This is a genomic window from Cytobacillus luteolus, from assembly GCF_017873715.1.
Taxonomy (GTDB): domain Bacteria; phylum Bacillota; class Bacilli; order Bacillales; family Bacillaceae_L; genus Bacillus_BV; species Bacillus_BV luteola.
Genome location: NZ_JAGGKM010000005.1, coordinates 92,445 through 117,763 on the forward strand (window position 1 = coordinate 92,445; position 25,319 = coordinate 117,763).

Annotated in this window: 26 protein-coding genes and 1 riboswitch; of the genes, 15 read left to right on the forward strand and 11 right to left on the reverse strand. The window is 36.0% G+C overall.

Annotated features, from left to right (window positions below; translation table 11 throughout):
• Positions 1–2 precede the first annotated feature (2 nt).
• The 3 genes from J2Z26_RS15090 to galE all read left to right on the forward strand — a co-directional run bounded on the left by J2Z26_RS15090 (position 3) and on the right by galE (position 2,688).
• Positions 3–1,154: a glycosyltransferase family 9 protein gene (locus tag J2Z26_RS15090; protein ID WP_193534689.1), complete on the forward strand. Its 1,152-nt coding sequence runs from the start codon at positions 3–5 to the stop codon at positions 1,152–1,154.
• A complete protein-coding gene (locus J2Z26_RS15095) occupies positions 1,129–1,635 on the forward strand; it encodes a D-glycero-alpha-D-manno-heptose-1,7-bisphosphate 7-phosphatase (RefSeq protein ID WP_233459452.1) in 507 nt (168 codons plus the stop codon). The genes J2Z26_RS15090 and J2Z26_RS15095 overlap by 26 nt, the downstream gene beginning before the upstream one ends.
• A gap of 66 nt (positions 1,636–1,701) precedes the next feature.
• Positions 1,702–2,688, forward strand: a complete 987-nt coding sequence (galE, locus tag J2Z26_RS15100; protein WP_193534687.1) for a UDP-glucose 4-epimerase GalE — start codon at positions 1,702–1,704, stop codon at positions 2,686–2,688.
• A gap of 41 nt (positions 2,689–2,729) precedes the next feature.
• Here the strand turns inward: galE and J2Z26_RS15105 are convergent, their stop codons facing one another.
• Together J2Z26_RS15105 and J2Z26_RS15110 are read right to left on the reverse strand one after the other, a co-directional pair.
• Complete coding sequence (locus J2Z26_RS15105) at positions 2,730–3,614, reverse strand: LCP family glycopolymer transferase (protein ID WP_472924479.1); 885 nt, start codon at positions 3,612–3,614, stop codon at positions 2,730–2,732.
• 336 nt (positions 3,615–3,950) lie between these two features.
• Positions 3,951–4,235 carry a hypothetical protein gene (locus tag J2Z26_RS15110; protein WP_193534685.1) on the reverse strand — a complete coding sequence of 95 codons (285 nt, stop codon included), beginning with the start codon at positions 4,233–4,235 and terminating at the stop codon, positions 3,951–3,953.
• A gap of 162 nt (positions 4,236–4,397) precedes the next feature.
• On the opposite strand from J2Z26_RS15110, the gene J2Z26_RS15115 reads away from it, so the two are divergent.
• Positions 4,398–5,486: an SEC-C metal-binding domain-containing protein gene (locus J2Z26_RS15115; RefSeq protein WP_193534684.1), complete on the forward strand. Its 1,089-nt coding sequence runs from the start codon at positions 4,398–4,400 to the stop codon at positions 5,484–5,486.
• A gap of 292 nt (positions 5,487–5,778) precedes the next feature.
• Positions 5,779–6,333, forward strand: coding sequence for a tetratricopeptide repeat protein (locus J2Z26_RS15120; protein WP_209794368.1), 555 nt, complete (start codon positions 5,779–5,781; stop codon positions 6,331–6,333).
• Positions 6,334–6,430: 97 nt separating this feature from the next.
• Here J2Z26_RS15120 and J2Z26_RS15125 read toward each other — a convergent pair whose 3' ends face one another.
• Together J2Z26_RS15125 and J2Z26_RS15130 are read right to left on the reverse strand one after the other, a co-directional pair.
• Positions 6,431–8,821 (reverse strand): S8 family serine peptidase, encoded by a 2,391-nt coding sequence (locus J2Z26_RS15125; protein WP_193534682.1) that lies wholly within the window; start codon positions 8,819–8,821, stop codon positions 6,431–6,433.
• Between the two features lie 332 nt (positions 8,822–9,153).
• Complete coding sequence (locus tag J2Z26_RS15130; RefSeq protein WP_193534681.1) at positions 9,154–12,255, reverse strand: S8 family serine peptidase; 3,102 nt, start codon at positions 12,253–12,255, stop codon at positions 9,154–9,156.
• 528 nt (positions 12,256–12,783) lie between these two features.
• On the opposite strand from J2Z26_RS15130, the gene J2Z26_RS15135 reads away from it, so the two are divergent.
• The gene (locus tag J2Z26_RS15135; protein WP_193534680.1) at positions 12,784–13,074 is read left to right on the forward strand and encodes a hypothetical protein; all 291 of its coding nucleotides are present in this window, start codon (positions 12,784–12,786) and stop codon (positions 13,072–13,074) included.
• A 28-nt stretch (positions 13,075–13,102) separates the two neighbouring features.
• Here the strand turns inward: J2Z26_RS15135 and J2Z26_RS15140 are convergent, their stop codons facing one another.
• Both J2Z26_RS15140 and J2Z26_RS15145 read right to left on the reverse strand, forming a co-directional pair.
• Positions 13,103–13,582 (reverse strand): hypothetical protein, encoded by a 480-nt coding sequence (locus J2Z26_RS15140; protein WP_193534679.1) that lies wholly within the window; start codon positions 13,580–13,582, stop codon positions 13,103–13,105.
• Positions 13,583–13,705: 123 nt separating this feature from the next.
• Positions 13,706–14,728, reverse strand: coding sequence for a hypothetical protein (locus J2Z26_RS15145; RefSeq protein WP_193534678.1), 1,023 nt, complete (start codon positions 14,726–14,728; stop codon positions 13,706–13,708).
• 493 nt (positions 14,729–15,221) lie between these two features.
• A riboswitch (cyclic di-GMP riboswitch) is annotated at positions 15,222–15,311 on the forward strand.
• Between the two features lie 22 nt (positions 15,312–15,333).
• Between J2Z26_RS15145 and J2Z26_RS22315 the strand changes: the two genes are divergently transcribed.
• The 4 genes from J2Z26_RS22315 to J2Z26_RS15160 all read left to right on the forward strand — a co-directional run bounded on the left by J2Z26_RS22315 (position 15,334) and on the right by J2Z26_RS15160 (position 18,009).
• Positions 15,334–15,456 (forward strand): hypothetical protein, encoded by a 123-nt coding sequence (locus tag J2Z26_RS22315; protein WP_264467069.1) that lies wholly within the window; start codon positions 15,334–15,336, stop codon positions 15,454–15,456.
• Positions 15,457–15,675: 219 nt separating this feature from the next.
• A complete protein-coding gene (locus J2Z26_RS15150) occupies positions 15,676–16,419 on the forward strand; it encodes a YveK family protein (protein WP_193534677.1) in 744 nt (247 codons plus the stop codon).
• Positions 16,409–17,110 carry a CpsD/CapB family tyrosine-protein kinase gene (locus tag J2Z26_RS15155; RefSeq protein ID WP_406565544.1) on the forward strand — a complete coding sequence of 234 codons (702 nt, stop codon included), beginning with the start codon at positions 16,409–16,411 and terminating at the stop codon, positions 17,108–17,110. The genes J2Z26_RS15150 and J2Z26_RS15155 overlap by 11 nt, the downstream gene beginning before the upstream one ends.
• A gap of 134 nt (positions 17,111–17,244) precedes the next feature.
• A complete protein-coding gene (locus J2Z26_RS15160) occupies positions 17,245–18,009 on the forward strand; it encodes a tyrosine-protein phosphatase (RefSeq protein ID WP_193534676.1) in 765 nt (254 codons plus the stop codon).
• A gap of 603 nt (positions 18,010–18,612) precedes the next feature.
• On the opposite strand, the gene J2Z26_RS15165 is transcribed toward J2Z26_RS15160, so the two are convergent.
• Both J2Z26_RS15165 and J2Z26_RS15170 read right to left on the reverse strand, forming a co-directional pair.
• Complete coding sequence (locus tag J2Z26_RS15165) at positions 18,613–18,960, reverse strand: hypothetical protein (protein ID WP_193534675.1); 348 nt, start codon at positions 18,958–18,960, stop codon at positions 18,613–18,615.
• Positions 18,961–18,971: 11 nt separating this feature from the next.
• On the reverse strand, positions 18,972–19,334 hold the full coding sequence (locus J2Z26_RS15170; RefSeq protein WP_193534674.1) for a hypothetical protein: 363 nt from the start codon (positions 19,332–19,334) through the stop codon (positions 18,972–18,974).
• A 382-nt stretch (positions 19,335–19,716) separates the two neighbouring features.
• On the opposite strand from J2Z26_RS15170, the gene J2Z26_RS15175 reads away from it, so the two are divergent.
• Both J2Z26_RS15175 and J2Z26_RS15180 read left to right on the forward strand, forming a co-directional pair.
• Positions 19,717–20,580, forward strand: a complete 864-nt coding sequence (locus J2Z26_RS15175; protein WP_193534673.1) for a hypothetical protein — start codon at positions 19,717–19,719, stop codon at positions 20,578–20,580.
• A gap of 219 nt (positions 20,581–20,799) precedes the next feature.
• The gene (locus J2Z26_RS15180; protein WP_193534672.1) at positions 20,800–21,072 is read left to right on the forward strand and encodes a hypothetical protein; all 273 of its coding nucleotides are present in this window, start codon (positions 20,800–20,802) and stop codon (positions 21,070–21,072) included.
• Positions 21,073–21,340: 268 nt separating this feature from the next.
• Here the strand turns inward: J2Z26_RS15180 and J2Z26_RS15185 are convergent, their stop codons facing one another.
• The gene (locus J2Z26_RS15185; protein ID WP_227413600.1) at positions 21,341–22,186 is read right to left on the reverse strand and encodes a GNAT family N-acetyltransferase; all 846 of its coding nucleotides are present in this window, start codon (positions 22,184–22,186) and stop codon (positions 21,341–21,343) included.
• A 205-nt stretch (positions 22,187–22,391) separates the two neighbouring features.
• Between J2Z26_RS15185 and J2Z26_RS15190 the strand changes: the two genes are divergently transcribed.
• The 3 genes from J2Z26_RS15190 (at position 22,392) to J2Z26_RS15200 (ending at position 23,094) form a co-directional block, all read left to right on the forward strand.
• Positions 22,392–22,610 carry a DUF1659 domain-containing protein gene (locus tag J2Z26_RS15190; protein ID WP_193534671.1) on the forward strand — a complete coding sequence of 73 codons (219 nt, stop codon included), beginning with the start codon at positions 22,392–22,394 and terminating at the stop codon, positions 22,608–22,610.
• Between the two features lie 36 nt (positions 22,611–22,646).
• Positions 22,647–22,865, forward strand: a complete 219-nt coding sequence (locus J2Z26_RS15195) for a DUF2922 domain-containing protein (RefSeq protein ID WP_193534670.1) — start codon at positions 22,647–22,649, stop codon at positions 22,863–22,865.
• A gap of 64 nt (positions 22,866–22,929) precedes the next feature.
• Positions 22,930–23,094, forward strand: coding sequence for a YvrJ family protein (locus tag J2Z26_RS15200; RefSeq protein WP_193534669.1), 165 nt, complete (start codon positions 22,930–22,932; stop codon positions 23,092–23,094).
• 94 nt (positions 23,095–23,188) lie between these two features.
• On the opposite strand, the gene J2Z26_RS15205 is transcribed toward J2Z26_RS15200, so the two are convergent.
• Both J2Z26_RS15205 and J2Z26_RS15210 read right to left on the reverse strand, forming a co-directional pair.
• The gene (locus tag J2Z26_RS15205) at positions 23,189–23,692 is read right to left on the reverse strand and encodes a sigma-70 family RNA polymerase sigma factor (protein WP_193534668.1); all 504 of its coding nucleotides are present in this window, start codon (positions 23,690–23,692) and stop codon (positions 23,189–23,191) included.
• 275 nt (positions 23,693–23,967) lie between these two features.
• The gene (locus J2Z26_RS15210) at positions 23,968–25,173 is read right to left on the reverse strand and encodes an AimR family lysis-lysogeny pheromone receptor (protein ID WP_193534667.1); all 1,206 of its coding nucleotides are present in this window, start codon (positions 25,171–25,173) and stop codon (positions 23,968–23,970) included.
• Positions 25,174–25,319: the final 146 nt, after the last annotated feature.

The window sequence follows — 25,319 nt, forward strand, 5'->3', positions numbered from 1 at the left end:
AAATGAATGAACGAGGAAATACCATATTAAAAAGAATGGATACGTATATCGGCATTCCACTCGTATTTTTACTGAGTCTTTTGAGAAGGCGTAAAAGAGAGATTCCTCAAGATCCTCAGAGCATTGTAATCATTATGATTGCAGCAATAGGTGATACCATTCTGCTTTCATCCATTTTAAAGGAATTAAGGTATTTGTACCCCAATGCGGTGATTAGCATTGTTTGTTCAAAGGGTAATATTCAAGCAGCAAAAAATTTGCAGGAAATTAATGATATTGTCACATTTGATTTGTCGAAGATAATGAGAAGTTTTCTTTTTCTAAAGAAACAACGCACATTCAATCTATTGTTAGACTTTGGAGCCTGGTCTAAATTGAATGCGATCATTTCATATATGATAAAAGCAGACTATAAGGTTGGTTTTAAAAGGAAAAGAATGTACAGACATTATCTATATGATCGAACAGCTGAGCATTTAGATACACTCCATGAACTTGAAAACTACCGAAATCTTCTTAGGTCGCTAGGTTGTCGATTACAGGGATTTTTGCCAGAGTTTGTAGTGAGTTCAAAAAGTAGTACTAAGGTTAATAGGATAGTAGATCCTAATCAAAGGTATATTGTCTTTCACTTGTTCGCGTCTGGGTCACATAAGGAAAAAAAGGAGTGGCATGAGGATTATTGGATTGAACTAGCACATCGTTTCATTTGTGAGGATTACCACGTGCTTTTTACAGGTGGGCCACAGGATCAGGAAGAGACAGACAGGATTGTTCGAAAAGTTGCTTCGTCTGAGTGTATTTCCCTAGCAGGAAAGCTTTCTCTAGAGGAAACAGCAATTTTGATTAAGAAAGTAAATTTGATTGTGACCGTTAATACAGGCGTTATGCATTTAGCTGCGGCACTCGAAACTCGTATTATTGCCTTACACGGTCCAACATCACCAGACAGATGGGGGCCGGTTTCTGATAAGGCTGTTATATTAACACCTCAAATAAAATGTGATTCCCTTTTAAGTTTAGGATTTGAACAGCATCAATGTGTGATTAAAGAAGGCTGTATATCTACCATAAGTGTTGACGAAGTGTATAGAGCAGTAAAATACTATCATGAAAATGGTGAAAAACTTGCGAAAACCAGCAATCTTTTTTGATAGAGACGGTGTATTAAATGAGGATGATGGATACGTATATAAGCCACCTGATTTTAAATGGATTCCTGGTGCGACAGAAGTAATAAGAAGGTTGAAAGAGAAGGGATATCTCGTGATAGTGATAACAAATCAGTCTGGGGTAGCAAGAGGTTTTTATACAGAGGATGACGTAATACATCTGCATACATGGATGAATAAGGATTTATATGGCAGGCATCAACAACAAATTGATGCCTTTTATTATTGTCCGCATCACCCAAAAATAGGGAACGAGGTTTACCAAAAAGAGTGCGAATGCCGTAAACCAAGACCAGGGCTAGTCAGAAAAGCTTTGACTGATTTTACGATTGATCTTGACTCAAGTTGTTTGATTGGAGATAAAATTACTGATTTAGAAACGGCTGAAGCAATAGGCATTAAGAGCTATAAATTTACCACTGAGAACTTATTAGAATTTATGGTGAGTAAGCGAATTTTATAGAGTGTTAGTGTAGGGCAGGGAGAGTCCCTGCCTTTTCCAATTACATCTGTAGAAAGAGGGATTAGGTTGATATTAGTTATTGGTGGAGCAGGTTATATTGGTAGCCACTTAGTAAAAGGATTAGTAGATAAAAAACAGGTGATTGTTCTTGATCAATTTTCAACAGGACATGGTGCATTAGTTGATCGTAGAGCAGTACTGGTAGAAGGTGATTTAGGAAATGAAGACGTACTGGACAGTGTCTTTCGAACATACCCTATTGAAGCAGTTATGCATTTTGCAGCACATAGCTTGGTAGGAGAATCAGTAGTCGAACCGTTAAAGTACTATGAAAATAATGTTGTTGCAACGTGTACGCTACTTAAAAAAATGATGAAATATGACGTGAAGAAATTTATCTTCTCATCCACAGCAGCCACCTATGGGATTCCTAAGGTAGACATTATTAATGAAGAAACTCCAACAAATCCTATTAATCCATATGGGCGTTCGAAGCTCATGATTGAACAGATTTTGGAAGATTTTAATAAAGCTTACGGATTAGAGTATATAGTATTGCGGTACTTCAACGCTGCCGGTGCAGATGACTCTGGGTCTATTGGTGAAGACCATCACCCTGAAACACATCTTATTCCATTAATCCTAAAGCATCTGCTCGGCCAAAGGGAGAAGATCTCAGTCTTTGGTACAGATTATGATACACCAGATGGTACTTGTATCAGGGATTATATCCATGTAACAGACCTAGTAGATGCCCATATAATAGCACTCGAAGCTCTAATAAAAGGTGAAAAACAAGCAGCAATTTATAATTTAGGGAATGGCGTTGGCTTCTCTGTGAAAGAGGTCATAGCAATGTGTGAGAAAGTAACAGGATTGAAAACAAAAATTGAATTTACAAAGAGACGCGAAGGAGATCCAGCAAGGCTTGTTGCCTCTTCAGATAAAATCTATGAAGAATTAGGTTGGAGGGCCAAAAGATCGCTTGAAAACATTATCACAAGTGCTTGGAAGTGGCATTGTGTAGTGGGAAGCAGCGAAAGTAAACATTAAGTTTATGGAGCGAGGGGGACCTGGCTCCATGGTATTATGATTTATTCACTCTGGATTTCAAGATGCTCTTTAAGTGTACCGATCACTATTTCTTTATCATCTTCAGAAACAATATAATAGTAGATTTGATTAATCATTGTTCCTTCTCCAGCTAAGGCGAGAGTTTCAAGGTTGTGACGTGATTTTTTGTAGTTTTTTTGAATATCATACATTTCTTCAAAGGTTAAGTTGGTTGTTACATTGTTACCGATCGTCTGTAGGATTTCTTTAAAATGAACGATTGATGAAATGCCTGCACCTTTATCCATTATAGAGCCAATGATTTGCTTCTGCCGATCTTGGCGACCAAAGTCTCCTCGCGGATCATCGTATCTCATCCTTGCGAAACTCAAGGCCTGCTCACCGTCTAGTACAATCTCTCCTTCTCCAAAGGCGATCCCGTCAGACTCAAAGGCAAAAGGATTATTAACAGTTACCCCTCCAAGAACATCAACGATATCTTTGAAGCTTTCCATATTTACTTTAATGAAATAGTCAATTGGAATATCAAGAAAATGTTCAACGGTTGTTAAAACCATTTCGATTCCGCCAAAGGCAAAAGCGTGATTAATCTTATCTTCAAATCCTTTGCCAATAATTTCAGTTCTTGTATCTCTTGGGATGCTCACCATTTTCAAGGACTGTGAATTCGGATTCACGGTTATGACAATTAGTGAATCAGAGCGCCCACGGTCACCTTCCCGTTCATCCACTCCCATTAATAAAAAAGAAATTGGATCTTTCTCCTCAAACACGACTTCTTGCATTCTCTTTTCAGACACTTCTCTTTGGATTGGTTCATGAATAGCGATAATCGTTTTTTTGACGGTTTGATACACAGTTGGGGCATAGATTATGAAGCTAGAAAGAAGTAGAAGTAAAATCATGCTAGAGGTGATTAAAATCTTTTTTCTATTTGAAAAAGTAAACCAATTTCTGTTCCCCATCTTGCCCCCGCCTTTAGTAGACTTTCTAGATATAGCTAGTTTATGAAAGTATATGGGAAATCAATGACAACCTCTGATTACTTGGTTATTTCATTGATATGCTTGGAAGTAGTTGTCCTATTCCAACATCGGAACGTGGAATAGGTAAATTTATAAAGAATAGTTAAATAATAGACAGGAAATTAGAACTATAGGTTCCTTGCCAAAATTATTAAGATACCTACCTCTTGTCTCATTGAACAAACCGACCTTAAATCAATTTCCATTCATAAATTTTTAAAACAATTTTGGAGCCCCCGTATTATTTGAAAGGTTAATAAGTACAAAGTAAAGACCATAAACAATCAATATGCCCAAGATTACCAAAATTATCCTCCTAATCCCTACAACCCTCACATACAAAAATCCAACCACAAAATAGCCAATCAACACCACAAATCCAATCAAACCAAAATTCAAAGCAAGAAATATCTCCATCTCTTCAGCTGTAGCAAAAAGAAAACCCAATACTACAGCATAGACGAAAACCAACATAACACCAATTTTAATATAGTAAGCCATCCTCTGCCTCCATTTTCACAGCCTTATATACCTTAGTCGTATTAACAACCTATTCCGTTTCATATTCAGCTTAACATCTAGCCACTGATTTCCACCCACTATGTTTAAAATCCTGCAAAACTACTATAATAGTAATAGAATCTAGCAAAGGACGGGGAGTTAATGTTAAAGGTAGGCAGAAATGATGTGTGCCCATGTGGTAGTGGGAAGAAGTTTAAGAAGTGTTGCGAGAAGAAAGAAGTAATTTCGATTACTTCAATTATCGATCAAGAAATGATTGATATTAAAAATGAGATTGTTGGTTTTGCTCATTATCATTTTGGAGCAGAATTGGAACAGGTGATAACTGATAGATATAGTGAGTTTGATGTCCCAGAAGATGATGAAGACATAAGTCAAATAATAACCTTGATAGCGTGGGGGTGGACTATATTCAATGAGCCGATAAAGAAAAAAGGTAATCAAAGAATCATAGACCTTTACCTAGCTGAAAATATAAATAGAATTAGCAGACCTAGAACTCGGGAAATCGTTCGTTCTTGGACAAATGGACAATCCACCATTTCAAGACTACTAGAAAAAAATAGTCATGAAATTTTGGTTCAGGATCTTTTTACAAAAGAAAACAAGAAAGTAAAACTGCTAACAAAAGATATGTTTAAAGAATTTGAGATTGGTTCACTTTTACTAGGAACATTAGTCCCTCTAGGTGATAGCTACATGTATTTTCTTGAATGCGTGGGAATTGAAGGTACTCAAAGCATGGAGTCCTTAATTTTTAAAATTTATGAAGATACACATCTCGAGGACCCAGCTGAATTTTTAAAAGAAGATTTTCTATTTATAGTAGGTATGTCTCTTCTCGATGAGGATGGAAATACTGACCTTGACGTGGATGTAGATAATGTCGAATGGGTTACTCCGTTACATCAAATGATCGCTAAATTCTTTCAATCTAAAATGGTTAACGAACCAGAACAGTTCACTGCCATAGGCCTTATACTCTGGAAAGCGTATACCGATCGAAAAGCACCACTTATTAAAAATCCGAACATTGCAGTTGCAGCACTTCATTATTTGCTTGATCAATTGTTTACAGGAATTCATACTCAAAAATCAATCGCAGAAATATATGGTGTAACAGCAGGAAGTGTTTCGTCACGTTATCGCGATATTTATGATACAACAGAGGATATTATTGATGAAATATCTCAGGATAGAATTATACCTGAAATAGACGCAACCATCTAACGGCGAATTGAAGAAAATGAAAGAAGGATTGCAGAACTTGAGGCGGAATTGGCTGGTTATGAGGCTAAGTTAGAAAAATCGACACCTCAAGAAATCAATAAGCAACCTTCGGAAAAGAAACCTAAAAAGCCGAGTCAGCGTAATAAATCAAAAGCCTAGGATTTAATTTATCAAGCAATCAACGCAAACGGAAAAGAACGAATAAAACTAGCAAAAAAGGGAATTGAGCTAGACCCATTCAATGCAGATGGTTATACGATTTTAGCCGAAGAAGCTAGGACACTTGAAGACAATGAACCTATTAAAACGCGGAGTGGAAATGGGCTCAGAGGAGTTAGGTGAAACCATCTTCAAGGAAGATAAAGGACACTTCTGGGGACTGATTGAAACAAGGCCATTCATGCGAGCAAAGTCTAACTATGCATTCGCTCTAAGAAAAAGTGGCAATACACAAGAAGCAATAAAGCACTATGAAGAGCTTCTTGAGCTAAATCCAATGGATAACCAAGGAGTACGATATGAGCTTATAGAGGCATACCTAGCAACCAAATCCATCAAAAAAGCTAAAGACCTTTTGAAAAAATACCCTGAAGATAGTACTGATAATTTGTACAATCTTGCTCTGATTGAATATATGGAACACGGTAATACCGTCAAGCTAAAAAAATATTTAAAAGAGGCGAAAAAACACAATCCATTTGTCGGAGACTATTTAAGCGGTAAGAAGAAATTACCTTCAACCCTGCCTGAATACTACGGCTGGGGCGATGAAAACGAAGCGATTGTTTATGCGGCTAAGTTTAAAGATGTTTGGACTGAAGAGCCAGCATTATTGAAAATTCTTTAATAAGTAAGGAAGATAAAAAGGTTTCAGGCACAAGCCTGAAACCTTAAATTATGTCGGTGGGGGCCTGACCCCCAGTCCTTTAAAGTATTAAAGATTATTACTTAAGCTGGAAATTTACGCCTGCTAAATCTGTTTTACCAGCTTTTGTCGCATACGCATATACGTTGTAGTAGCCTGGTGCTAATTTTTGACCATTGATGGTTCCATCCCAGTCATAAGCTTGGAATCCTGCACCAACGTTTGTTAGTGTTGTGATATCGCCAACATACTTTAGTGGAGCACCTACGCTGTTTGATTCGTAAACGAATAATTCAACTGTTTCTGCACCAGTAGGGTAATAGCCTTCAATAACAATTTTATCGCTGCTAACTTGTGTAGCATATAAGTGTGTTACACGCTTATAATCTGGCTCTTGTACAAATAGAATTGTAGGAATATTAAATGATGTTGTACCATCACTTACAACAATTGTTCCTTCATAGTAGCCAGGAGTTAATTTTGAAGTATCAACTTGAACATTGAAGTTTACTTGCTGAGTTTTTCCTGCTGGAACATTTAGGTTCTTACTTGTCATAACCTTAATGCCACTTGGATTACCATTGAAACTTGCTTCATACGTATACTTTTTTGCATTGGTTGAAAGGTTTTGAATGGTAAAACTTTGCTTTTTCACTTGTACTCCGTCTGTCTTTAAGAAAGTTCCAAACGAATGGCTACCAGGAGTAACTAATGTTTTGGCATTAATAGCATCTAATGGACGGATGCTACCAGCACCTTGTGAGTTGTGTGGATACTGCTTACCAGTTGGATCAACTAAATCCACAGCTGTATTCATTAAAGCAGCTTTTACTTGATCTACAGTCCAAGTAGGATTTGCTTGTAAAATTAATGCTGCTGCTCCAGCTACGTGTGGAGAAGCCATACTAGTTCCTTGTAAAGCTGCATAGCTATTTCCAGGGAATGTACTTACAATAGCTACACCTGGTGCAGATACATCAGGCTTAATCATCCATGTACCGATAGCAGGACCACGAGATGAGAAGCTTGCTACTGTTTCACCAACACGGTGAGAATATGCAACATTAAACTTAATTTTATTTTTTCCAGCTGCTAATTCAGCAAGAAGTTTTTGACCATCTGCTAATGTTGTTTTAATTGTTGGAACTGCTAAGCCAGGAACATCTGCATGCTCACCAGCAACGTTATTATAAATAATTGCCCCAACAGCACCTGCATTTTTAGCATTTTGTGCTTTATCAACGAATGCAAAATCGCCACGGCTAATTAATGCGATTTTACCAGTAAGGTCTTTACCTACAAAATCAGAAGCTGCACCTAAACCAACATGTACAAATTCAAATTCCCCACTATTAAGTTCAAGTAATGAATCTACACTTGGGAAACCTTGTACTTTTGCAGAAGGATAAGCTACACCTTCAGAAGTAAATAATACTGAATTATACACATCATAAGGAAGTTGTGTTGCACCTACAGAGATCGCCTGACGAGATGTTCCAGGTGAACCAACTGTCCAGTTGTTCGGACCGCTGTTACCATTAGAAGTTACAGCCACAACACCCTCTGCCATTGCCCAATCTAAAGCAATACTTGTTGCCCAGTCAGGAGCATTTAACGAGTTTCCTAAAGATAGATTCATAATGTCTGCGCCATCTTTAACCGCTAATTCAACACCAGCTACAACATCTTCTGTTGTACCGCCATTAGGACCAAGAACACGGTATCCTAAAAGTTTTGCCTGTGGAGCAACCCCTTTGATTATTCCGTTAGCCGCTACAGTACCTGCAACGTGTGTACCATGGTATTGGCCAGGACCTTCTTGTGGATCATTATCGTCATTTACAAAGTCATACCCTTTGTAATCCCCGAAAGCATGTGCTAAATCAGGGTGTGTATAATCAACTCCAGTGTCAATGACTGCTACAGTGATGCCTTTACCAGTGAATCCAGCGTTCCAAGCTTGATCTGCACCGATAAATGGGGCGCTATCAACCATTGCAGGGCTGAATACTTCTTCAGTTAGGATTTGCCCATCGCCAACTTGAGTTTCAGTATATGTAACGTTAGGATAAACTGCTTTAACTCCAGGTATAGCAAGTAGTGCAGGGATTTCATTCGCTGCTAGCTCTACTGAGAATCCAGAGAAAACATAATCATATTCACGTCCAACTTTACTAGACTTTGCTGCTTTTGAAACCGCATCTTTCACTTGTTTACGAGCTTTTGCAAGACCTGCTTTTGTTTGATTCTTGCCTTTATGCTTTGCTTCAACAATTGATTCTTCTACTAATTCAACGATAACAGTCGTAGATTTTGAAGAGTTTACATCTACATTACCAAATAGTTCTGCTAGTTTTTGAGGTGTTACAGTTGCACCTGTCTGTGCAGTCGTACCCATTCCAAACGTTGAAAAAACTAATAGAAACGCCAAAAGAATAAGGGAGGACCGTAGGAATCGTTTCTTGCTCATTGTCATTTACATCTCCTTTTCGCTTTAAGTTAACCTGAGGGATTAGGCTCATTATTTTAATTTTAGGTAAATTCAGACAAAAGTACTATAGGACATTATAACTATTTTTTATAATATTCTAAAAATTTTTAATAAGGAAAAAGTAACATATTAAAGGTCTTTTTAGAAAAAGGGTTAACTGAATAGTATATTGACTGAAACAAAGTCATTAATAAAGATCTATTATTGAAGTAATCTAGTTAACGTTGACGCCTACAATTTTTACAAAATTTAAGGAAACAAAAAAGACTAGTAACCTAAATAGATTACTAGCCTTTATTTTTTAATCGTTATTAATTTTTCCCTTTACCGTTGTTACCGATTTTTACAGTCTCTGAAGATTCATTACCTGCATTATCAACTGCAACGATCGTAATTTCTTGACCTTGAGTAACTTTTTCAGCAAAAACATGCTCTGTTTCACCATTTACATATGGTGCTTCTGTAACAAGTTCTCCATCAACCAACACATACCAGTATGCAACACCACTTGTTTTATCTGTAGCATCAACTGAAACTGATTGATTGTCTTTACTTAACTTCGTTTTAACTTTAGGTGCTGTTACATCTAGCTTCACTGGGAATGTAAAGCTTTGAGCTTTAGCACCATCAAAGTCAAGAGTTGCTTCTACTTGCATGAAATATTGTCCTTCTGGAGCTCTCTTACCATTATGCATTGTACCATCCCATGTCCAGTCAGAATATAGGTAGTATTGTGCTCCGCTGCCACCATCAAAGTAGTTCTTACGTACGAATTCTTCAGAAGCAATTTCTCTAACTACCTTTCCATCCGAATTTAATACGTTAAGATTTAATTTTTTGGCATTTCGAAGTAGAGATAATAGGTAAGTTGCACTGTCATTCTTACCATCACCATTTGGTGAGATAGCAATAAGATCCGGGTTTAATTCACCCGTTGTTTGGTCAACACCTAAGAAATCGTAGCTGCCTTCACCAGTGTGAGTAAGGATACCTGTCATTTCATAGTATGACATTGGATCCCAAGCTGGAGAGTCTACAATTGGTGCTGAGTTCCATTCACCTTTAAATCCTACATAAGGTACAACTAAATCCGGATTTGTATCAGTTGGATCTGTTAACTTAACAAAACCTTCTAACCAATAACCGTTTGTGAAATAAGATTTTAAATCTTCATCCAAATCACTAACATCAATAGTAACTTCAAATGTTGCTGTACCATTTGCAGGTACTTCTATTGTGTTGCTGCTAATAGATGCCACAGCTCCTAAATCCATTGCTCCAAACATATTAGGAGCTGATACAAACACTCCGCCTCCGTTTACAGGGGTATCTGTTTGTGCACTTGCACTCACATTATAAGTCACAGCCACATCAGAATGGTTTTCAGCAGTTAAAGAGAATGTAACAACATTGCTAGTAACTTCTTTAAGAGCAACTTTTGCTTCACCAGTAGTTGAGTCAGTTACTGTAACTGGAGTTGATAATGCTTCATGAAGCTGCATTAATCCAGCACCTTGACGACGTGGAGATACAGGTGCTCCATCAAATTCTACAGGCTTAGCAGTGTTTAATAATAACTTTTTCGCAAGTTTAGATCTTGCAGCACCATCAAATCCAAATTCTTCGTCAACTCTTTGTAATACTAGTGCTGAACCACCAGCAACGTGTGGAGCAGCCATAGATGTACCACTCTTTACTCCATATTCATTATTATCAAGAGTAGAGTAAATTTGTCCACCTGGTGCTGTGATTTCTGGTTTAAAATCCAGGTTTGGCGTAAGCCCCCATGATGTGAATCCACTCATTTGACCAGCTGCACTGTTTACAACTGTCATTTTATCGCCACCGAAGTTAACTGAAACAGCTTTTCCTTCTTTTAATGCAGCAGCAAAGCGGTCTCCATCAGCTTTTAACATGAACAATTGCGGAATATTAATGGCAGCATCCGTTGCCATGTTTACTGTTCCACTTGCATTGTTATAGATAATAACCCCAGCTGCACCAGCTGCCTGAGCGTTAAGAGTTTTATCAACGAATCCAATTGCACCACGTTGAATTAATGCATATTTACCCTTAAAGTCTTTACCTTCAAAATCAGCAGGATTTCCTAATTCAGCATGAACTAATTCAAATGGACCACCTGAAGGTGCCGTTTGACCAGCAGATAAAAACATCACTTTTTCTACGTCAGCATCACCCACTTTAACACCAATAGCATCTACATCCATATAAGTGTTTTCAAACGAAGCTACTGAAGTAGAATCGTAGGAAACGCTTGGTGATCCAGTTAAACCGTAATCAGGATTTGAAGCATATGGATAGAAAAAGCCGTTTCCAAAGTAAGTTGAGTTACCAGCTGAAATGGACATTACAACTCCATTATCAACTGCACGTTTAACCGCTTGTTGCTCAGGAGATGAAGCGTCAACGAATCCAGCTGTAGAACCAAGACTCATATTAAGTACGTCCGCCCCTAATTTAAGAGCATCGTCAATGGCTTTAATATAAATATCGCCATATGTTGTTGCTACATTGTTACCGAACACACGTAATGCTAATAATTGCGCTTCTGGTGCAACACCTTTAATGCCGCCGTTTTCTTCGTCACCGTTTGCAGCAACCGTTCCACCTACGTGCATTCCGTGCATACCAGTGTCAGCGTTGGTGTCAAGAATAACATCGTTTTTATCCATATAGTTATAAGCATATGGAACTTTTTCATTAATGTATTTACCTGGAAGATCAAACTCAGCTTTAACCTCATTAACACGATCTTCCGATAATTTTGCAGCTGATGGATTTGTTAAAAGGAAATCTTTGTGAGCTGGATCTAGACCAGAATCTATGATTCCAACAACCATTCCTTCACCAGTGTATCCGAAATCTCTCCAGGCTTGTTGAGCTTGTACTAGCTCTTTACTATATTTCATATCTGGGCTGTCAGTTGGAAGTGTGTACTCAGTAGCAAGGTATACACCCTTTACTTCTGATACTTCTTTAATTTTTGCGATTTCACCGTACTTTACTTTAGCACTAAAGCCATTAACAATGGCATTGAATTCTTGTAGATATTCAATATCTACGTTTTTACCTTTGATTTTATCCTTTGCTGCTTTTTGTTTGTCCTTAGCAGCCTTCTCTAATTGTTTACGTTCACCCTTAGAAAGGTTGTCGTACTTTACACCCTTTTTAGTAGCTGTTTCAACAGGTGCATCACCGTCCAATTCAATGATAATTCGGACTTCTTTGTTTGGATCAATGTCTTGTAGGTCTGTTGCTAAAAGATTTGTTTTTTGAAGTTCAGGTTTTTGTATATCTAACTGTAGTGGAGTAAGTCCTGATGAGGCAAAACTGATACTGCTACTAAATACGAATAATAAAACTAGTAAAACGGTAGTAATCCTTTTAAACATGTTTTTCCTCCCTAATCTTTAATTGAAATCATAGAATAAAAAGTGACAAATCCTCCTTTCATTTGTTAGAAACTGAAATATATTAACATTCAGTCAATTCCTAATATACTAAACTATAAAAAAACGAACCACCCCTAAAGAGAAATGATATCTATCCATTTTGTTGATATTTGTCTTATTCTTAAGTCGAAAAAAACCCCAACATATGAAATAGATGTTGAATTTTTATGCTTTTTGTCTTACTGAGTCTTTTTTTGGAGAGAGAATTAAGTAGAAGTGTGTCGAGAAATTTTATAGTATAAAAGTATTACTTAGACCTAATACTTAAAACTAACAAAAATATAAAAAAAAGTTGTATTTTATTAAGACGATAAACTATTCATGTTATTGCAGCTAATAATTATTTAACGTAGAACTGCATCTATAAGCAAATGGATAAGAAAAAGTACCTAAGTACTTCGAATCTTTCTACTCATGTATTCCTTGTGTATGATTAGTGAAAGCTAGTATAAATGAGGAGGGCTGAAAATGAAGGGATTCTTGGTAGGTAGCAGCATGTTCATAGCACTAACCATACTACTATTCAACGGTACATTCGGATACTTCATCTTAACTTCAAATTACGGAACTCCAATAGGAGTGTATATTTTTATTACATTATCCATTGTTGCTATTATTGCATCATTCCTCCCATTATTAATGAAATATGCGGCATATCGTTTCTATTTTAGAGTCCTTTTATATACCAATGTTGTGGTTATCTTCTATCCTTTGTTTTATAAAATAATCGCCGAATATATCATTTCAAGATTACTTTAAATAAAGAGGAAGATTCACGCTTCCTCAATCAATCATACGACCATAGAATTCTCCACTCACCTTCATTCTTAACCACATAGATATTTTGTTGATGTGTAAAGTTGCCAAACGTACTTTTATATTTTTGGGTAACTGGAACTTCATATACTTCACTTAGAGACTCCGCTTGTTCAGTCATTTTCCAGTTGCTCAAAACTTTGGCTTCACCTACGGAATAATCAAACGTTTTGGCGCCGAGTTGATCGACAAATATATGATTTCGGTAGCGAATGTAATCACTCTTTGTGAATATCGTTTTCATTTGTGGATGGAATAATTCCCACGAGCTCGCAAAGTCGTTATTCTGTTCATGCTGATAAAAAGAAGACACTGTCTTCTCGGCAGCTGTTTCAGGTGATGATTTGAAATAAGAGAAAGCAAAAAGAAGTAATGCAATGGGAACAACTATAATGAACAGTTGCGCAGGTATAGGACTTCTGTTATATCTCCTTCTCCTTCTAAATTTCATAGGCGTAACTCCTTTATAGCTTGGTTATAGTTATGGTTATGCTATAGAGAAGTTGTCCTATTCTATGGAAAACTAAAAAACTCGCCAAGCACAATAGACCCCGCATAACGAGGCCTGGTAAAATTACTGAATGAAACTAATATCTAAAATATAGAATCGAGGCGAAGCACCTGGAGTCGAATCATATGGATAAATAAATACCGTATATTCATATCCTATAAATTCAAAAGAGATAATCTGTGTTTGATTATAAACAAAAGGTGATTCTAATTCATAAGGTACTTTCTCAATATGTGTCATCATATCGAAATTAACGACAAGTGATGTTTGGTAAAAGTCTTCTGAAAAAACAGTGTCGAACATCGGGCCTTCAAACTCATATTCAGAAATCGCACTGAACTCTTGAACAATTTTAACAATGTCACTTTGTAATGCCATCTGAACATGATCTGGTTTAATTGTTGATAACATATCATTAGCAGCGACTAAAAGATCAATAATGTAGTAAATATCTACTTCCTCATAGGAAAGTTCATTATTTGCTGATTGAACTAAATCGTAAACAGTCACAAAGTGAGCTAATTCATTTTTTACTGCTTCACCAGGTGCTTTATATTTTGCTAAAATTGCATCCCTTGTTGATTTCCCATATACACGGTAAAGCAAAATAGCTTGCTTTCTAATCTCAAACGAAAGTTTATGGTAGTACTCACTCGTACGAGGAAGCATTAGGATTTCGTTATCAACTTGATGCCTTAAATCTTTAGTAAGTGCTTCGATTTTTTTACCACCTGTAAGTGCATCAATGTAAGCCACTGCACGGTCAATATGAAGCTTCACATTAGTAGCTAATCTTGATTGAAGATTTGTTTTTGTTGTCCCATTCTTTAATGAAGAAACAGCCTTTAATGCTTTGGCATAGGAATCCTTTGTTTGGTTGAAAAGCTTCATATCTGGGTACGTTAACGCCTTATTATATTCATATGATATTTGCTTTTTTAATTTAGTCCCGTTCGTTTCTGCTATTTTAACAAGACTCTCAGCATAGGCTGGAGATACTGCAGCGGAAACCTCTATAGAAGGTGTCACTAAACTAAGTAGTAAGAAAAAAGATAAAATTGATGGTAATAGTTTTTTTGCATTCATAATATCCTGCTCCTTTCATAATAGAATATAAGTGATAGCTTCTAATTTAGCTATAGGTATATTAATGGAAAAAAAGTTCTAATCACATATAATACAAAAACAAACAAAATACATGGTGAATTATCACAAAATAGCAAACGTTATTTGTAATATCAGCGTGGAATACCCTTTATGCTTATAGGTAATACTAGTTATTATCTATACGGTGAAGGGGGATTCAAATTGAAGGGTTAATCAAAGTATTTTCAAAGGATTACTATGGGGAACCGCGTTAAGTATTCCTCTTTTGATCTCATTTTTCGGTTGGGTAAAGGTTGTTCTTTTTTTGATCTCCGGTTTATAAATTCTCCTTTATTAGCAATGATATCCTAAAGTCTAACACTTCAAATGTACTCCAAGACCATATAGTATAAAACTATGTTACAAAAATATTTCTAAAGTCTTATAAATAACCCTCGAAATTGTCGATAAACTAAAAGGTATTGACAACAGTGTTCGAAAACGGAAAATTATTGAAAGGTAATGACGCAAAGCTGTATGGGCTTCAGATCTTTTTTTGTGCCTATGCTAGCCAGCTGCCGAAAACGAGGAGGAATAATAATGAATTGGCTAACACCGAGGAAATTAAAAGAAGAAAAGACAGAAATCGTGTCATTATGTACTGTACATTTCCGTTAATAGGATTTGCATTAGGAGCTATCATTACAATCGTAGCAACCGGTTTATAAAATTTAAAAGCTGTGTAGGGAAACATTAATTCTTCACACAGTTTATTAATTGTAAAAAAACATGTGTCGAAACTTGACATTGCTTGTCGAAGGAGCAAAAAGGAATAAGTTTTGTTAGGAAATGTGGATTTAAAGGATAAAGACAGATTATTATAAGCTTTGTATATTTTTGATTCTAATGTAATATTTTCAAATAAATTATAAATAGCGGAGGGTACTATGGAAGAAACAATTACCTTACGAGAATTATTTCAGACGATCAAAAAACATCTTTGGTCAATTACATTAATAACAGTCATTGCTACAGCGACAAGTGGGATTGTTAGTTACTTCTTTTTAACACCAATCTATCAATCTTCTACTCAGATTCTAGTAAATCAAACCAAATCAGACCAACAGGCATATAACTATAATGAAGTACAAACAAATTTACAGTTAGTTAATACGTATAATGTAATTATTAAAAGTCCGGCTATATTAGAACTTGTTGTAAGAGAACTTGATTTAGATCTAACAACTGAGGAGTTAAATAAACAAATTTCAGTAGCAGCAGAGAAAAACTCACAAGTAATTTCAATTTCAGTGCAAGATTCAAATCCTGCACAAGCAGCTGCAATTGCTAATACAACAGCAAGTGTTTTTAAAAGTGAAATTGTAAAAATCATGAGTGTCGATAATGTTAGTGTATTATCTGAAGCAGTTGTAAAAGAAACGCCGACACCAATTAAGCCACGTCCAGCACTAAACATGGCGATTGCCTTGGTCGTAGGACTTATGGCAGGGGTTGGGCTAGCTTTCTTACTAGAATTCCTTGATAACACAATTAAAACAGAGCAAGACATTGAAAAACTTCTAGAACTACCAGTATTAGGAGCAATTGCAGTTATTGATCATGAAAAAGAAGAACAAGCAAGCACTGCAAAAAGACAAAGCAGAGTAAGAGGTGAAAACGTTGGCGCGTAAAACATTAAGAGAAAAATTTCAACAAGCGAACCGTAGCTTAATTACAATGACGAACTCAAAATCACCTATTTCTGAACAATACCGTACGATTCGTACCAACATCCAGTTTTCGACAGTTGACCAAGAGATTCGCTCATTAATGGTAACTTCTGCTGGTCCTGGTGAAGGAAAATCAACAACAACAGCTAATATCGCTGTAGTATTTGCACAGCAAGGGAAAAAAGTACTGTTAATCGATGCGGATTTAAGAAAGCCAACGGCTCATTATACATTTAGAGTTGATAATAATGTTGGATTAACAAATGTTCTTTTAAAGCAAACAACACTACCAATGGCTGTTAGAGAAACGCACCAAGAAAATTTATATGTTTTGCCAAGTGGACCAATTCCTCCAAATCCAGCTGAATTACTTGGATCACGTTCAATGGAACAGTTAGGGAACCAAGTATTTGAAGAATTTGATATGGTCATTTTTGATACACCACCTGTTCTTGCTGTAACAGATGCCCAAATTCTTGCGAACAAAAGTGATGGAATTGTCTTAGTTGTGTCAAGTGGAACAACTGAGAATGAGGCAGCAATAAAAGCGAAAGAACTTCTTGTTAATGCCAAGGGTAAGATACTAGGTGTTGTACTAAATAATAAGAAGATGAAAGATAGCCAATATTACTATTATTATGGTGCAAAATAAATAAATTGTAAAAAAAAGGGTGAAGCGGGTGAAAAAAGTCATGATTCGACAAAGTACACCCATTTTTCCTTTATTATTCTATGATAATATGAGAAAAGTAACGAAATATGTTACTTGAGGGGGATTTTGACAGAATGATAGATATTCATAGCCATATCCTCTATGGAGTAGATGATGGTGCGAAAGACCTAAATGATAGCATTGAAATGGCGAAGGCTGCAGTGGATGAAGGAATTACAACAATCATTGCAACGCCCCATTTTAATGGGAAGTACGTAAATTATAAACAAGAGATCATAAATAAGGTTGCTAGACTAAACAAAGTTATACAAGAAAAACAAATCCCACTAACCATCCTACCAGGTCAAGAACCACGAATTTACGGTGATTTACTAGAAGACTACAATAACGGTCAAGTACTTACATTAAATGATGCAGGGAAATACATGCTTATTGAGTTACCATCCAACCATGTCCCTAGATATACAGAGAAGTTACTATTTGATTTGCAAATTAATGGAATCACACCGATCATTGTACATCCTGAACGAAATCAGGAAATCATTGAGAATCCTGATAAGTTATACCAGTTTGTGAAAAAGGGAGCATGTACTCAAGTGACAGCTGCTAGTTTAGCTGGCTACTTTGGGAAGAAGATAAAGAAGTTTTCACTGCAATTAATAGAAGCGAATCTTACACACTTTGTGGCGAGTGATGCTCATAATCTTACAGGTCGATCGTTTAAAATGAGAGAAGCGTATGGATTGGTTGAGAAAGAGTTTGGTATGAGTGTTGTCTATCTATTTCAAGAGAATGCAGAGTTATCGTTGGGAGGTAAAAGTATATTGAAAGAGTTTCCTGAACAGATAAAAAGTAAAAGGATTTTGGGATTGTTTTAAAATTATCAACAAGATTTACATTTAAGTAGAGATTAAAAGGAATGCGTTTGAAGTAACCTAACTATCTCTACTTTTTTGAATGAAATTAAAGATTCTAGTTATAAAGTCTTGCCTAAAGACTCTATACCTAGAATCTTTACTTATTTTATTGTGTGAAAGGGAAACCTTTTGTGACCTACAAAAAGTGAGTTTCATTTTGGTATGGTTTTTAGGGAATCCTATTGCGGATTTCTATTTGTGTCGGAACAGAAGATTGTTATAAACCTATCTCTCACAGAGCAAAAGAAAAATAGTCTTACCTGTGCATCGAAATCCTCAAAAGTGGACAAACAGCTCTAATATGATGATGGAATGCTTTCTGTTGCAGGTATAGATGTAAATGGTTCCTTCCATTTTACCTCCCTTAGCCCAAGATGCTCAACTAGAGGTACTAAGCTTACCAACTTGCAAATTTAGCCTTATATTATATATATTATGTGTAGTTTTAGGGGGCATAGGGATAATTTATCATCTATCTAAAACGTTTAAAAGAATTTTTCCGAATCCCGCTGTTAATAGAAAAGTAATAAATGAAACTGCTGTGCCACTTTCTTTTAGTTAAAGTTATGTATCTACTTTGAGATAATTTCCTTCTACAGCAAATTGATGAACTTTTTCAAGGACCTTATTAATCCCCTTTGGTTCCTCTATGTTTATACGTTGAACATTATAGCGATTCATTGTATTCCCTTTTACAGTAGAATCATATTCTTCTACAAAAATAGCGTTCTTGCTTGCATAATAATCACCTGCAGCTGTCAGAGTATAAGTTGGAATATGAGCATGTTTTTTGCTTTCAATATCGTAAGCTAGAAATCCACCAGTAGGGATACCTTGAAAGCTAATGATACTTTTTGTCAAATCAAGAATGACTCCATGGTCTTGAACTTGATCTCCCGAAGGTTGTTTCATATTAATAAATGCTACAGCAGCCAATTTTGTTTTACTTGGTGTTTTATACGTAAATCTTGATCTCGATCAACAAAATAGCCACCACCAACATCTAGCATTCCTGGTTTAAAAGAATAGATACGATAAAATTCTCCAGCCCTTAGTGTTCTTGAAAATACTTTTTTATCACCATCTAATTTAAATAATGGAGTGTCCTTCTCGATTATAGGTTTTTCAATTTGTCCGAATCTTAATTCTAGCCCTTCCCACATTATTTTCTTTACACCTTCAAACTGATCACAGAAATTTTCATCATATTTTTCTGCTATAGTTGATGGACTGTAAATACCAGATGTAATCATTAGTAAAACTAATAAAATACTAATTTTTTTCACAAATTTAACCTACTCTTCCAAATTATAGTACAACTATAATAGAGAACCTTTTGGAAAGGAAGGTCTAAAGCACTAAAATGTTAACAAATTTCCTCTTTAAGATATGTAGGGTAGTTTTTTTCGCTATTTGTTAGATTTAGTTTGCATGCCTATCACTACCGAAAAACCTTGTTTCACTTGAAAAGCAGAGGGATGGTTATAGAAGTAGTAGAGATGCTTCATTAACAGCTATCCCCCCCTAGTAGAGTGAGTGAAACTACAATAATGTACTAATTTGTTAGAAAAAGGAAGGCTGTATAAGTATTTTGTCGAATACTAGTACTTGGAAATTAAGCTTTTAAAATGATAGTTACCAGATCGATAGAGGAGGTGGATATCCTAGTTGAATCAAAATCAAAAACGATTTAGAAGGCAGATGGAGAAAATTGAAAAAGAGCAAAAGAAAGAAGAAGTTTATAGCTATATTCAAAAAAAATTTGTAGGTGGTAATAATAGATCAGAGACACCTATTAGAACAACTACTTTAACTGCTCCATCAGTAAAATTAAGTCCATTTGCGTTGGTAATGAGGATTCTAATGTTTGTACTGATTGGATTTGTTTCTCTAGTATTTGGTATAGGGCTTGTAGTTTCACAAGACAAAACATCAGTGTTTTTCTTATTACTATTTATTATATCCTTAATTCTCTTATTTTTTGGATTGGTAAATCCCCAATCTGTCTTTCATAGATCACGACGAAGGGTTTTAGCCTATTGTGGTTCATCAGTAATCTTGCTTTTTCTCTTAGCAATATCTACAAGTCCAACAAATGATGTTACTTCTAATGAAAATCAAATTGGTATAAAAACAAATGCAGTACCTGTGAGTACACCGGCAGTTACAGAGACTAGGGAACAATTTATAAGTTCGGCTAAGGAAATTCCATATTTAGATTTAGCTAGAAATCCAGATAAGCACAAATCTTTAAGAGTAGAGTACATAGGTAAGGTTAGTTACGTAACAGAAATGGGAAATAAAGTGACATTACTCGTTGATGTTAGTAGAGATGAATATGGTATCTGGAGTGACGGTCTATACATAAATTATGAACGGTCGAATGGAGAAGACCGTATTCTCGAAAATGACATCATAACTATATGGGGAACAGTCCAAGGTCTAAAAACTTACACGGCAGTTTTAGGGCATAGTGTATCTCTACCTGAAATCAACGCAAAATACATATTTATTAATGAACACGAAAAATAGATGGAGAATATGGTGAGGCCCATGGTGAGGCCCACACTCTCACTCATTTATTTCCGGTTTCTGAACATGCTTTCTGTCGATCACTCTATTTTACTTATTTTTCATTTAGGAATTACCATGAAAAACACTGGGACGGTAGTCTGATGTTTCTATCACTCTATTTTAAGGGGAACGGCAGAAACGTCCCGGTGATTTAAATACATGAAAGGAAAATATATTATGAACAAAGTACTATTTTTTAATAATGAAGGTAAGGCTAAGCTCTTAAATGTTATAAACGAAATTTTAAGAACAAAAAACCGGCTACTAATGCTAATTTTAACTAACCCAGATAAAAAGACAAACGTTGCAACTAGAAATAAAAAGCAGTCAAAGTATGAAGAGCAGATTATAGTATTAGAAAATATTAAACAGTTAGTTGAGTCGTGTAGTACGAGAGAAGACTTAGAAAGTGTGAATAATATGATTAGGTACTATAACACTTTGTCCTAACAATTGAAATGTCTACATTACTAGAAAAGGTCATATATCACGGACAGTTGAGGGTCCAATAGATTCATAGGTACTACACCCTCTGATAAGGATACACCACCATCTCCTGAAACGGCTTTGTAAACTTTAAGACACAGTCCCCTGTTCGTTGCATTTGCTTTTGTAAGGTGTGATAGGATTCGTTCATCGGGAGTTCAAGGCCGTTCTTATTTGTCCCCTTATTAATTCGTAGAAAGGCACTAACTAATAACATTACTAATTCAACAAACTAAAATAGCAAATCTCTCATAAGAGTAAGATCAGAATAATTTGGATGATCCTGAGAAAGTTCATTTATACCCCCACTGTTTATATCATTCTCAAACTCATATAACTCCTCAAAATACAATTCATCCATCTTTTTCGTTAAAACCCCATAGTAATACGCAATTGGATTATGAACCTTAAATAGCTTCGTTTTTCGTATCATTTGCTTAAAGGAATCAATAGAAAGCTCAAGTACAGTCTCTTGTTCTTTTTCACGATTACTTTGATACGCAGCTATGCTTGTCATTTTCCAATATTCTTCGATTGTCTTGGCATCTTGGAAAAAGGATTTCACTAGATTCACAAAAGGTTTAGGAACACTGTCATTCGTATAGGTGTAATCCAGCTCCGCGTCATTACGTGTAGTTATATTATTTTGGTTAGTTTCAGAAAGATTGCTAGTTTCAGGGTGGTTCACTTTTTCCACTTTAGGTGGTTCATTTTGTTGGAAACGATTAAAAATATATAAATTACTAGACTGTGATCCATTCTTACGCTCCGTTTCATATACACAAAAGATTCCCAACTTGATTGCCTTTTGAATCATCCTTTTAAATGTAGATCGTGATATACCTTGTCCATTGTAATCTTCATGAATCGCTTTTAAGACGGTAGCTATTTTCGCATTACACACACCAGGATACTTTGCTGTAAAACGAACTAACCTCTTGAACCCTGCTAATTCCCCCTTCGAAAACTCGCGCTTATGCGCAACCATCCACATTTCAATATGACTGTTAAACTCGTCTAAACTACTAAACTGTGAAAGCTCCTTAAAGCTTTCTGTACCTGCAGATTTAAAATTCATATTCCTGCACCACCCTTTCGCAGTAGTTATATAAGTGAGTGGTATAAAAGGGGGCATAGGAATGTATAAAATTTTTATAGTTCTGTGTTTCTGTCACATTTTGGACAAATTTGTAGGATTGAGAATTTTTTTAAAAAAAATATAAAACTCACGCCCCCTTTTACTCCCCTCGTCCATATAATTAGGGCGAAAGGAGGTGAGAGACATGGCACAAACATACTTACAAGATGTACAACTTCGATTAGTGTTAGAAACTGGCGTTGACAGTGAAGGTAAGCCGCTATTAAAAGGAAAAAGCTACAACAACATCAATTCAAAAGCAACAGCAGATCAGCTTTTTGCAGTAGCGAATGCAATCGCAAGTCTACAAACGTTATCACTTCACACAATCGAGAAAAACGACTCTTTCATTTTAGGAGCGTAATGAGTGAAAAATAAGAGAGAAAGGAGGTAGAGATGTATGGCGAAGGTGTTAGAGATGCAGTTTACGAACTTAGAAGGTAAAGTTGCGAGAGTTACAATTGAAAACCCAATCGAGCCAGTTGATCCAATCGCACTAGCAGCTGCAATGGATACGATTATTACTAATGATGTATTCATCACTTCAGGTGGTGGATTTGTTGCAAAACATGGCGCACGCGTAGTTGAGCGTAATGTGGTAGATGTTGAATTAGCATAAGTGATAGGGCCAACTTTCTTTTCGAGGGTTGGCCCTTCTTTATAACAATGAAGGAGGATTTTTTATGGAGCAATGGTTACCATTCATTCAAGAAGTAGGTTTTCCGATTCTAGTGACATTTTATCTCTTGCATCGTATTGAAACGAAGCTTGATAGTGTCATAGAATCGATTCAAACCCTGCCGGTGAGAGTGTTGGAAGAACCGACGCAGATGAAAAGGACTGTGTGACTTTGGGGAATCAGGAGAGATGGTTAACTCACCTGGTTCTCTTTTTATGCACAAAAATAGGCAGAGTTTTTATTACTCTACCTACTAAAAACCTCTAGCTAAGTGTATTTATCATTGTCTTTCGAAGTTTCTTTACTGCTTCGCGTCTCCATGATTTAACTTTTTCCAGTGAAACCCCATGTTCTAAAGCAATCTCCTTACTTGTTTTGTCCTCGATGATTTTACCCTTTACCCACTTTCGTTGGTTCTCAGATAACTCCGAGCAATAGATCTCAAGAATATCCTCATTTAGTAAAATACTAGACCTCTCATCAACGATATCAAAATAACTTTCCTTTTTCACCCCTTGATGACGATCATAATAAGTAGTTTCCTTCGTCAGAAAAGTTTGTATCCTTCCCTTTATTGTTATATAGGCAAACGTCGAAAAGGCCCCCATATCTGGATTGTATCTTTTCTGTGCTTCCCACAAAGCAACAAGTCCAATCTGAAGATAGACATCGCGTTCCTTATAAATACATAGAGAATTTATGATTTTCAACACAAGAGGCTGGTGCTGTTCAACTATTTCTTCAAACGTCATTTGCTTAATTTCCATCTAGATACTTCCTTAAAGGAAGCGCGCTACCTATTTATTCCGCCGGTAGCTTTAAGATAAACGATTCTTTAAAGCATATCGAACAGGAGAAAATGACGTATTCAAAGGAGAGAAGGGCCCGTATGTTTCGTATCTCTAGGGAGTATGTAACGTATGAAGGAGGTGGGCTGGTTGGAATGTGGGGAATCTTGAAGTATTCGTGTTTTTTGGAAACAAAGGGACTTTTTCAGGGGTCTAGAACCGTCCCAGTGTTTCCGGAAAAGGCTTTTGTAGAATTAGTGGAACATTTGTAGTCTACCTTGGTTGAATTTTAATTGGATGATTGATTCGAGCATGTCTTGTGTAAAGCCCATCGATAGCAATTCGTTCATTGGGTATCGTGCTGTTAAGAGGTCATATTCTTCAATACACTGCACAAAGGATTTAAGAAGCAACGGGATATCTTTTTTAACAGAACCTAGACAATATTGAATAAAGCTATTTTCACTAACCTCTTTGTCCGCATTTTCAATTAGATTTTGCAGCTCCTCAATCTTCCCTTTTTGTGAGTAATAGAGAGCTTTAGGTAGGATGTGTAATGAATTAATTTCAACTCTGTCATATTCCTCAGCTTGTACAAGGCATAAGGGTAAAAACACGGATCGGTAAAATCCTTCATGAGGGATCGTAATACCATGCTTTTTTATAAACTCTAATGCATCATTTAATATTTCATAAAACTTCATCGGCTGATTATATTGATAGGTAGTACCAATATTATAGCGAGTTAGATAGTTCGTAAAATCAAGTATCGAATGTTCAAGTGCTTTTTTGAAATAGTTTCTTGCTTCCTCTAAAGTCTCTTCCGTTGGTGTACCAACTTTCATCACCAGGGTACCCATTTGATCATACCATTTATATTTAAAGCATTTTTTTAATAGAGTTTCAGGTAAATTGAAAATAGCATCTTTACACTTTTCTAATTGAAGTTTTGCTTTTACTGGATTCATTTCAATAACTAGATAGTAAAATGCAATTGTATATTGACGATACGCTTGTAGTTCTTCTGATTGAGTTTTGAATGAAATGACTTCGCTATAAAACTGCTCTCCATCTACCTTACCTTCACGATAATTTGAGAAGATTTCGTAAAAGTCAGCCCATTCACGGTCTTTTTGTTTTGACGCTTTTCGAATAATACTTATAATCTCCTTCTCGAAAGAAGGGTCTCGATTTAACCTTGCGATTTCAAGCATCGTTTTTAATGGTTGAATCGTCTTGTATTCTAACGATATTGCTTTTAATAAATTGTATCTTTCACTGTATATTGGAATAAGGAAATCTAGAACCTTTAGAAGCTCTTCAAGGCCGAGGACTCTTTCCCCATTCAAAAACTTATTTAGGGTGGAACGATTAATTTCCAGTGTTTTACTTAGTTCAGTAACTGTAATAGAGGTATCTGCCAATGCTTTACTTAATCTTGTTTTAATATGTAGATCCATTGTTGTGCTACCCTCCCGAAGTTGTATGATCTTTCAAATCTATTATACAAGAAAAATAGAAACATTTTGGGACAAAATCTCATCATAAGGAAATCTTATCCCAATATTAACGGATTTTAACTGAAGATAGAATTCATCAGGTAAAA

Coding starts and splice junctions, on each gene's coding strand:
- J2Z26_RS15090 (WP_193534689.1), top strand. CDS start 3: ATGAATGAACGAGGAAATACCATATTAAAAAGAATGGATACGTATATC.
- J2Z26_RS15105 (WP_472924479.1), bottom strand. CDS start 3,614: ATGATTTTACTTCTACTTCTTTCTAGCTTCATAATCTATGCCCCAACT.
- J2Z26_RS15110 (WP_193534685.1), bottom strand. CDS start 4,235: ATGGCTTACTATATTAAAATTGGTGTTATGTTGGTTTTCGTCTATGCT.
- J2Z26_RS15115 (WP_193534684.1), top strand. CDS start 4,398: ATGTTAAAGGTAGGCAGAAATGATGTGTGCCCATGTGGTAGTGGGAAG.
- J2Z26_RS15120 (WP_209794368.1), top strand. CDS start 5,779: ATGAACCTATTAAAACGCGGAGTGGAAATGGGCTCAGAGGAGTTAGGT.
- J2Z26_RS15125 (WP_193534682.1), bottom strand. CDS start 8,821: ATGAGCAAGAAACGATTCCTACGGTCCTCCCTTATTCTTTTGGCGTTT.
- J2Z26_RS15130 (WP_193534681.1), bottom strand. CDS start 12,255: ATGTTTAAAAGGATTACTACCGTTTTACTAGTTTTATTATTCGTATTT.
- J2Z26_RS15135 (WP_193534680.1), top strand. CDS start 12,784: ATGAAGGGATTCTTGGTAGGTAGCAGCATGTTCATAGCACTAACCATA.
- J2Z26_RS15140 (WP_193534679.1), bottom strand. CDS start 13,582: ATGAAATTTAGAAGGAGAAGGAGATATAACAGAAGTCCTATACCTGCG.
- J2Z26_RS15145 (WP_193534678.1), bottom strand. CDS start 14,728: ATGAATGCAAAAAAACTATTACCATCAATTTTATCTTTTTTCTTACTA.
- J2Z26_RS15150 (WP_193534677.1), top strand. CDS start 15,676: ATGGAAGAAACAATTACCTTACGAGAATTATTTCAGACGATCAAAAAA.
- J2Z26_RS15160 (WP_193534676.1), top strand. CDS start 17,245: ATGATAGATATTCATAGCCATATCCTCTATGGAGTAGATGATGGTGCG.
- J2Z26_RS15165 (WP_193534675.1), bottom strand. CDS start 18,960: ATGAAACAACCTTCGGGAGATCAAGTTCAAGACCATGGAGTCATTCTT.
- J2Z26_RS15180 (WP_193534672.1), top strand. CDS start 20,800: ATGAACAAAGTACTATTTTTTAATAATGAAGGTAAGGCTAAGCTCTTA.
- J2Z26_RS15185 (WP_227413600.1), bottom strand. CDS start 22,186: ATGAATTTTAAATCTGCAGGTACAGAAAGCTTTAAGGAGCTTTCACAG.
- J2Z26_RS15190 (WP_193534671.1), top strand. CDS start 22,392: ATGGCACAAACATACTTACAAGATGTACAACTTCGATTAGTGTTAGAA.
- J2Z26_RS15195 (WP_193534670.1), top strand. CDS start 22,647: ATGGCGAAGGTGTTAGAGATGCAGTTTACGAACTTAGAAGGTAAAGTT.
- J2Z26_RS15200 (WP_193534669.1), top strand. CDS start 22,930: ATGGAGCAATGGTTACCATTCATTCAAGAAGTAGGTTTTCCGATTCTA.
- J2Z26_RS15205 (WP_193534668.1), bottom strand. CDS start 23,692: ATGGAAATTAAGCAAATGACGTTTGAAGAAATAGTTGAACAGCACCAG.
- J2Z26_RS15210 (WP_193534667.1), bottom strand. CDS start 25,173: ATGGATCTACATATTAAAACAAGATTAAGTAAAGCATTGGCAGATACC.